Source organism: Sporosarcina siberiensis (assembly GCF_042681925.1).
Classification (GTDB): Bacteria; Bacillota; Bacilli; order Bacillales_A; family Planococcaceae; genus Sporosarcina; species Sporosarcina siberiensis.
On the sequence record NZ_JBHUGI010000021.1, the window covers coordinates 99,304 to 107,665 of the forward strand.

The following is an 8,362-nucleotide window of genomic DNA, read 5'->3' on the forward strand; positions in this document are numbered from 1 at the left end:
ACGGTTGTTTTTTCTATGGAGATCAAAGGAAGGCTGTTCACATTATTTCTTTTTACTACGGGAATGATTATACATTTTATAAATGGCAATAGGGGACTTCAGCTGTTTGAGGGGATTACACAAAACCTTCCACTGCTTGCAATCCTAATATTGGCTCCTCTGCTGTCAATCCCGCTTAGAAGAGAAGGAATAATTGATACTATCGTTTCCGGGTTATCAAACAATAAAAATGATGAACGTAAAACATTTTATAGTATGAGTTCTTTTATGATGCTGTTAGCACCTATATTAAATATGGGTGCGATACGCATCGTGCATGACTTTGTAAAAGATGTTAAAATTGAGCCCAAAATGTTGTCTCGTTCTTACTACTTAGGGTTTACACCTGCCGTTCTTTGGTCACCATTTTTTGCCTCAGTAGGTATTGTAATCTATTTATTAGAAGTTAAATATATGTCCTATATATTAGTAGGAATTACGTTTTCACTTATGCAAGCTGTTGTAGGTTTGTTTTTACTGAGACCGAAAGCGACTACTCATACACTTTTACAAGAGCCTGGACAATTGAAGCCTGATGAGAATGGTTTGAAGAACATATTTTTTCTTATAGTATTTGTTTTAGGGTTGATTCTATTATTGATTAGTATGGAATCGTTGCTTCATAAACCAATGCTGTTATTGGTTAGTTTTATTTGTGTTTTGGTTCCATTTGTTTGGGTTGTTCTGCGTAATAAATGGGCTGTTGTTAGAGAAGAGTATTTGCACTATAAGGACCGTTTGTTAATTGGATCTAGAATGGAAATCTCCCTATTTTTAAGTGCGGGTATTTTCGGGAATGCAATTGCCAATACACCTTTTATTAATGTGCTAAAAAGCGCAATAGAGTGGTCAGTAAATGAATCACTTGCTGTATTGTTTTTGTTTATCCTCTTGTTTGTGACCGGGGTAGCAATGATTGGAGTTCACCAAATCATTTCAATACCTTTAATTTTATTAACGCTTATTGAATCAGGAATTCCATTTAATCCTTTACCTATTGCTTTTATGTGTATTTTTAGTTGGATGCTATCAGCTGCTATTAGTCCTTTAAATGCGATGAACATTATAATAAGCCAGAATGTAAAAAAAGATGGTTTTACCGTTGCGTTTAAATGGAATGGATTGTATTTTCTAGTAATTACTTTAATGGCATTTGGTTACATATATATTATTGATATGTTTTAAAAAGGATGTATTTTCATTAAAAGTAAGTATGCTTAGACTAAAAGTCTTTTTTTAGAATTAGTTTTCAGAAACTTTTAAATAAACACTTGACTTTATATTGCGACTACATCTATACTATGTAACAAGATGGAAAACTGAATACAACAACACTCTTATCAAGAGCGGCGGAGGGATTAGGCCCTACGATGCCCAGCAACCAGCAAGTGACCAACTTGCAAAGGTGCTACTTCCTACAGTTTCGTGTAAACGGACTGAAAGATAAGGGGAGGAATTTGCGAAAGCGTAACCCTCTTCTTAAGCGAAGGGGGTTATTTTTTATTCCTTGGAACCCCCAACGCCTCCGCACTATATTTTTCATCTAAAAAACTACTGGAGGTAATGACAATGACAAACGAAAACCTAAAACCTGAAACACTTCTACTACACGGTGGACAAAAGCCTGATCCGGTGACTGGATCCCGTGCGTTGCCAATTCATAGAACAACTTCTTTCGTTTTTCGAGATACGGAACATGCACAAAACTTATTTGGTTTATCAGAAGCTGGAAACATCTACTCACGAATTACGAATCCGACGGTAGCTGTGTTTGAAGAACGCCTAGCGCTTCTCGAGGGCGGAACGGCTGCGGTAGCTCTTTCTTCGGGAATGGCCGCAATTGCTTTCTCAATTTTGAATGTTGCAGGTACTGGTGATGAGATAGTGGCAGCAAGTAATTTGTACGGTGGCACATATAACTTATTTGCGGTTACACTTCCTCGTTATGGAATTACTGTGAAGTTTGTTGATGTGACGGATCCAGAAAACTTCCGGGCTGCAATTACGGATAAAACGAAAGCGATTTTTGCAGAAACAATCGGAAATCCAGGTCTTCACGTTCTTGATATCGAAGCTGTAGCAGAAGTTGCACATGAAAACGGATTGCCGTTACTGATTGACAATACATTCCCATCACCATATGGTTCAAATCCAATTGAGTTTGGAGCGGATGTCGTGATTCATTCCGCAACGAAATGGATTGGTGGCCACGGTACGACTATTGGTGGAATTGTGGTCGATGCTGGAAAGTTTGATTGGACACAAGGTAGATTCCCAGGATTTACAGAGCCCGATGCATCGTATGGTGGCTTGCGTTACGGAATTGACGCAGCGGCAGCAGCATTCGCAACAAAACTGCGCGTACAGTTATTACGCGACTTTGGACCATGTCTCGACCCTGACAGTGCATTCAACTTCTTGCAAGGGTTAGAAACGCTTCACTTGCGTGTTCCAAGACATAATGAAAATGCGGTTAAAGTGGCTGAATTCTTGAAGAATCATCCTTCAGTGGAATGGGTTACTTTTACAGGTAATACAGATCATCCATCACATGATCTTGCTAAGAAGTATTTGAAGAATGGTTTTGGTTCTATCGTGATTTTCGGCATTAAAGGTGGCCGTGATGCGGGTAGAAAAGTAATTGACAATGTGGATATCTGGTCGCATGTAGCGAACGTAGGGGATGCAAAATCACTAATCATCCATCCGGCTTCGACAACACATCAACAACTAGGTCCGGAAGATTTGAAGAAGTCTGGTGTTACAGAAGAGCTTATCAGACTTTCAGTAGGCCTAGAATCAGTTGATGATATCATTGCAGATCTTAAACAAGCGATTGAGAAGGCAGTTCCAGTGACGGTGTGATTAGAGTATATTGCGAGAGACGGTTTATTCGTCTCTCTTTTGTTGGTGGTACAGCAGATTCCATCTATAATTCCTAGTATCAAATGATGAAAACGAATGCAAAGGGGACTTAAAACAATGAATATAGAAAAAAGAATACCTGTGAAACAGTTGAAAAAGTTTTGTTATGAAGTATTTACAGCTCTCGGTATACCAAAGAATGAATCTGAAGTGATAGCGGATAGTTTAGTCGATGCGAATGTGATGGGAGTAGATTCACATGGAGTTACAAGATTAGCGGATTACATAGGTCGATTAGAAAATGGAGTGATTAAAAATCACACGGAGTTAACGGTATTAAGAGAAACTGAAACAACGACGCTATACGATGCAAATAACGGTTGGGGTCAATATGCAGGGAAAATTGCAATGGAAAATGCGATAGAAAAAGCAAAGAAATATGGTAGTGCATTTGTAGGTGTTAGTAATTCAAATCATTTTGGGACCGCTTCATATTTCACGAGAATGGCAGCCAATGCAGGTTGTCTAGGAATCGCTATGACGAACACGTCGCCAATAATGGTTGCATGGGGAGCGAAGAAACCTACATTAGGGACGAACCCAATCTCTATTGCCGTTCCTTCGAACAATGAGCCCGTAATTTTGGATATGGCAACTAGTAATGTAGCTCGAGGGAGAATTAATTTAGCTGCAAAGAATGGAGAAGAAATTCCAGAAGGATGGGCTATTACAGAAGACGGTCATGATACGACCGATGCACAAGAAGCCCTGGATGGTTTTCTGCTTCCTTTTGGATCTAAAGGGTCTGGGCTGTCGATGATGATTGATATAATGACCGGCGTAATGACCGGAGCCATGTTTGGAGAACATATTTCACAAATGTACAATGACACGAGACCACAACAGTTAGGTCACACATTTATTGTATTTGATATTGAAAGTTTCATGGATTTGGATACATTTAAACAGAGAATGGATGATCGCATTACACAAACGGTCACAAGTCCTCCAAGTGCCGCTCATCAGAAAGTATATATGCCTGGAGAAATAGAACAAATCAAAAGAGAGAAGAGCTTGAAGGAAGGTATTGTTTTAACACAAGCGATTTATAATGAATTGCAAGAGCTTGGGCATAAATATAATATTTCAATAGAAGAGTATCTAACGGATGCAAGTTCAAAATGAATGAATTTCGGAACTTATAGAAATAGACGTGCTTACAATTGAGCAATTCTCTTTAAACAAAAAAACAATTCCTGTTAAGGAATTGTTTTTTGTTTACTTTTTCATTAATTTTAGTTCTTCTTTTAATGATTTCATTAATGCAATTACCATTAAGACTATGACAAAAGAGAAGGGTAATGCTGCGATAATGATCGTATTTTGTAAGGCGGTAAGACCGTTTACAGATAAAAGAATTACTGCGATTGTTGATTGGATGATACCCCAAGTTAGTTTCACCGTGTTTGGCGGAGTTAATGACCCATTTGTCGATTGCATACCTAAGACAAAAGTTGCTGAGTCTGCCGATGTGATGAAAAACGAGATGATCAATAAGATTGCTACAAACGAAAGAATTAGCGATAACGGCATTGTGTTAAACATTTCAAAGACAACAAGCTCTGTGGATGCACTTGCCAAATCTTGAATACCTGTACTTTGGATATTAATAGCCGTTGATCCGAATGCAGAAAACCAAAATGCACCAATAACTGTTGGAACGACGAGAACGCCGAATAAAAATTCTTTAATCGTACGACCCTTTGATACACGGGCTATAAACATTCCGACGAAAGGTGCCCATGCAATCCACCATGACCAGTAAAAGATAGTCCACGCGTCTAACCATTCTCGGTTTTCTGCATTAAGTGGAGACGTTCTGAAACTTAACTCGATAAGACTTGATAAATAACCACCAACTGAGTCGGTAAACGTATTGAAAATGAGTAAAGTAGGTCCGAGAATAACAACTAAAGCAAGTAGTGCAATTGCAAGGACGAGATTTAAATTCGATAAGTATTTAATCCCTTTACTGAGCCCAGACCATGCGGATATGATAAATAATACTGTGACAATTGCAATAATAATGAGCTGCGATTGGATTCCTATTGGGACATCAAATAAGTAATTTAATCCGGCATTTATTTGAACAGCACCGAACCCGAGTGATGTTGCAACTCCGAAGACAGTGGCGAAAACTGCAAGTACATCGACTAGTGTGCCCCATGGACCTTCCATCTTTTTACCGAATAAGGGCTTCAAAGTGGCTGATATCAAACCGGGTTGTCCTTTTCGGAATTGGAAGAAAGCGAGTGACAATGCTACGATTCCATATACTGCCCATGCATGAAAACCCCAGTGAAAAAAGGTTTGACGAAGGGACTCTTTGAAAGCTTCAGCGCTTCCTGGTTCTGCAGTTGCTGGGTTAACAGCAAAGTGGGATAGTGGTTCAGCAGCACCGTAGAATACGAGCCCGATTCCCATGCCGGCAGAAAAAAGCATTGCAATCCAAGTGATTGTGGAAAACTGTGGTCGATCAGTATCTTTTCCAAGCCGGATTTTACCATAAGGACTTAGAATTAAAAATATACTTAAAGCTAATAGAAATGACAGAAGTATTATGTAATACCAACCAAAAGTGTCAGCGATAAAATTTTTAATGTTTGAAGTAACGACTTCAAAATTTTCAGGTGAGAGCGCGCCGTACCCGACCGCTAAAATGACTAAAAAAATTGTAATGTAAAAGACCTTTGATATGTTCTTCATATTTCCCCCTTGAAGTGCTTTTAGTTTTTAGAAACGTTTTCCAACTATACTCGTTCTTTTATATGATTGCAAATCATTCATACATTTACCATTCCCTTTATGGTGTACCTCCTAAACCTAAATTCACAGATATAATAAAAACCTGTAGGAAAAATTCCAACAGGTTTTGTTAATCTTCATCTTTAATATCACGATCGGGGGGAAGTGGTTCACTTCGCCATTCATCGATTTCCTCTTTTATGAGTTCAAGCTGCTTAAAATAAAGGGTGAATTGATCTTTATTAATGAGAAATTGTTCGCCGTCATGAACCGAATGAATACGGCCTTCGAGCACGTACTTCTCTACTTGAGACACAGGCATACGAAGATATTCAGCAATTTCAGGAATGGAACAATACATTGGAATTCTCCTTTAAATGAGCTTTTTGAAGTCTAAGCGTTTGTTTAGGCTGACCATAACAGGTATACCAATCATCATTACTATGAATTCACCAAGAGCCATCGTTAAATAAATCGTTAAGAAAGGGATTCCGTTGAATTCAGGAATGTTTGCAAAGATTTTAAGCTGATATGCGATGATAATCATCAAAACGGAGAAAGTTGCCGTGTTGAAAAGCATACGTTTGACAATCCCTTTAATAAACTTCGCAGAGAAGATAGTGATTGAAAGAGCAATTATTGAATGCAGCACTCCAAAAATAACATCAACGAGTATTGGCGAGAAAAGGAAATTCGCGACAAGGACACCGACTACAATTCCGAAAATGTATTTCTTGTTATAAACGACGAGATGGTTGAACATCTCAGACACCCGAAATTGAACAAGGGTAAATCCAAATGGTAAAACTAAAAATGTGATTGCAACATACAAAGCGGCGATTATTCCACTCGTTGTTAGTGTTTTTACTTTCATTATTCTTTTCCTCCTAGTTTTTTTGCGTGGGATGGTTACGAACCACGTATTGAGAATTTATTTTGTGCAAGCTCTAGTATAACCTAAATCAAACATTTGTGTACTGAATTAATTTCATGTCGTTTAGAATTATTGAAATAGTTTAAAAACCAACTATAATTAAGGGAGTATTCAATAGTTTAAGAGGAGTGAAGCTTTGCCGCAACGTATATCGTACCTATTTGTCCTATTGGGGGCAATACTTTGGGGAACAACAGGTACCGCACAAACATTTATGCCACAAACTGTCCATCCTTTGGCGGTAGGTGCTTCTAGACTTGCGGTTGGGGGATTTACATTACTAGTCTTTCTACTAATCGTGCGGAAAATTGATTTTAGAAATTGGCCCTGGAAGGCGACACTTCTATCGGCTTTGACGATGGCAGTATTCCAATACTGTTTTTTTACTTCTATTCGCTTAACTGGTATCGCAATTGGAACAGTTGTCACAATTGGTAGTGCACCCGCATTTTCTGGAATCGTTGAATGGCTTCTATTGAAACGTCGACCGACGAGAGTTTGGATAATTGCTACATCGCTTGCGATTATCGGGTGTGTGTTGCTGTTCTCAAATACGGGGGGAATTATCGTCAATCCAATAGGAATATCACTTTCGCTAACAGCGGGGTTATTGTTTTCTTTCTATGCGTTGTTTAATAAAGAAGTTCTCGAAAAAGTGGATGCAGTTCCCGCAGTTGCCGTAATTTTCTCGGTTGGTGCAATTATGCTTATGCCCTTTTTATTTATATTTGAAACGGAAGGCTTATTTACTGGACAAGGCATCGCGACAACTGTGTATCTTGGAATCGCAACTACGAGTGTAGCTTATATTCTATTCTCTTATGGACTTAAACGCATTCCATCGTCATCAGCTGTCACGTTATCCCTTGCTGAACCGCTTACTGCGGCGGTGCTCAGTGTATTAATTGTTGGAGAAAGACTAAGCAACACATCTTGGATGGGCATCGCATTGCTGCTTGGAGGGATACTTGTACTCACATTTAGCGGTGGGAAAAAGAGGAAAGAATACTTAATATAATATAATGTCGAAAGCCTTCCTGATATAATTGGAAGGCTTTCGGTGTTATGGGATTTAATATAGAAGGAAGCATCTTATGGCAATACTATCCTCACCTTATATTTACCCATTCGTTGGCGGACGTTGTTGATCGTTCTGTTCTTTTGTGTTATTGGTTTTTTTCACATTCCTATTTTTACCGATGACATCCATATCATCAGCGCTTAGATCAAAGCCATATCCAAACTCTTCACGATCTAAATTATTATCTTTATTATCTTTATTCTTCTTGTTCTTATTCTTGTTATGCTCCGTCAAGAACATTCACCTCCACACCATAAGCATGTTCAAATTGTAAAAGTTTATTCTTGAATAAAAAGCCTATTAAAAATTGATTGTAAATACAAAAGGAATGAAATACAGCTACTAGGAATTTCTTGAGGGTCTAAATATGGGATGAGATCCATCTTATTTTTTGGAAGTCCTATGACCCTGCAAGTGAATCTCGTTATGTCCCCGGAATCCTCTGTGATGTCCTCTCAATCCCGACTTATGTCCGCGCAATTTCCATGGATGTCCTCTGAATCGCATTATGTCCCCGGCATCCTCTGTGATGTCGATGGAGTCCATATAATTGTGTAAATAGGAAAAGGCATTTTCCATTCCTTATGATAAAATGTTTTCAACGACGATAAACATTTAGGAGGAATGGAAAATGGCCT

Annotated in this window: 8 protein-coding genes and 2 riboswitches; of the genes, 4 read left to right on the top strand and 4 right to left on the bottom strand. The window is 38.5% G+C overall.

From position 1 onward, the window contains the following. Positions 1-15 precede the first annotated feature (15 nt). The 3 genes from ACFSFY_RS07870 (at position 16) to ACFSFY_RS07880 (ending at position 4,089) form a co-directional block, all read left to right on the top strand. Complete coding sequence (locus tag ACFSFY_RS07870) at positions 16-1,224, top strand: hypothetical protein (RefSeq protein ID WP_381536899.1); 1,209 nt, start codon at positions 16-18, stop codon at positions 1,222-1,224. 149 nt (positions 1,225-1,373) lie between these two features. Further along, a riboswitch (SAM riboswitch) is annotated at positions 1,374-1,489 on the top strand. A 119-nt stretch (positions 1,490-1,608) separates the two neighbouring features. After that, positions 1,609-2,904, top strand: a complete 1,296-nt coding sequence (locus ACFSFY_RS07875; protein WP_381536901.1) for an O-acetylhomoserine aminocarboxypropyltransferase/cysteine synthase family protein — start codon at positions 1,609-1,611, stop codon at positions 2,902-2,904. Between the two features lie 117 nt (positions 2,905-3,021). After that, the gene (locus tag ACFSFY_RS07880) at positions 3,022-4,089 is read left to right on the top strand and encodes an Ldh family oxidoreductase (RefSeq protein WP_381536903.1); all 1,068 of its coding nucleotides are present in this window, start codon (positions 3,022-3,024) and stop codon (positions 4,087-4,089) included. A gap of 93 nt (positions 4,090-4,182) precedes the next feature. Here ACFSFY_RS07880 and ACFSFY_RS07885 read toward each other — a convergent pair whose 3' ends face one another. The 3 genes from ACFSFY_RS07885 to ACFSFY_RS07895 form a co-directional block, all read right to left on the bottom strand. Continuing rightward, positions 4,183-5,670 (bottom strand): glycine betaine uptake BCCT transporter, encoded by a 1,488-nt coding sequence (locus ACFSFY_RS07885; RefSeq protein WP_381536905.1) that lies wholly within the window; start codon positions 5,668-5,670, stop codon positions 4,183-4,185. Positions 5,671-5,839: 169 nt separating this feature from the next. Continuing rightward, positions 5,840-6,070: an excisionase family DNA-binding protein gene (locus tag ACFSFY_RS07890; RefSeq protein WP_381536907.1), complete on the bottom strand. Its 231-nt coding sequence runs from the start codon at positions 6,068-6,070 to the stop codon at positions 5,840-5,842. Positions 6,071-6,082: 12 nt separating this feature from the next. Then, on the bottom strand, positions 6,083-6,583 hold the full coding sequence (locus ACFSFY_RS07895) for a QueT transporter family protein (protein WP_381536909.1): 501 nt from the start codon (positions 6,581-6,583) through the stop codon (positions 6,083-6,085). 7 nt (positions 6,584-6,590) lie between these two features. Next, positions 6,591-6,635: riboswitch (PreQ1 riboswitch) on the bottom strand. Positions 6,636-6,779: 144 nt separating this feature from the next. On the opposite strand from ACFSFY_RS07895, the gene ACFSFY_RS07900 reads away from it, so the two are divergent. Then, positions 6,780-7,661, top strand: a complete 882-nt coding sequence (locus ACFSFY_RS07900; RefSeq protein ID WP_381536911.1) for a DMT family transporter — start codon at positions 6,780-6,782, stop codon at positions 7,659-7,661. A 102-nt stretch (positions 7,662-7,763) separates the two neighbouring features. On the opposite strand, the gene ACFSFY_RS07905 is transcribed toward ACFSFY_RS07900, so the two are convergent. Beyond that, the gene (locus ACFSFY_RS07905; RefSeq protein WP_381536913.1) at positions 7,764-7,958 is read right to left on the bottom strand and encodes a hypothetical protein; all 195 of its coding nucleotides are present in this window, start codon (positions 7,956-7,958) and stop codon (positions 7,764-7,766) included. Positions 7,959-8,362: the final 404 nt, after the last annotated feature.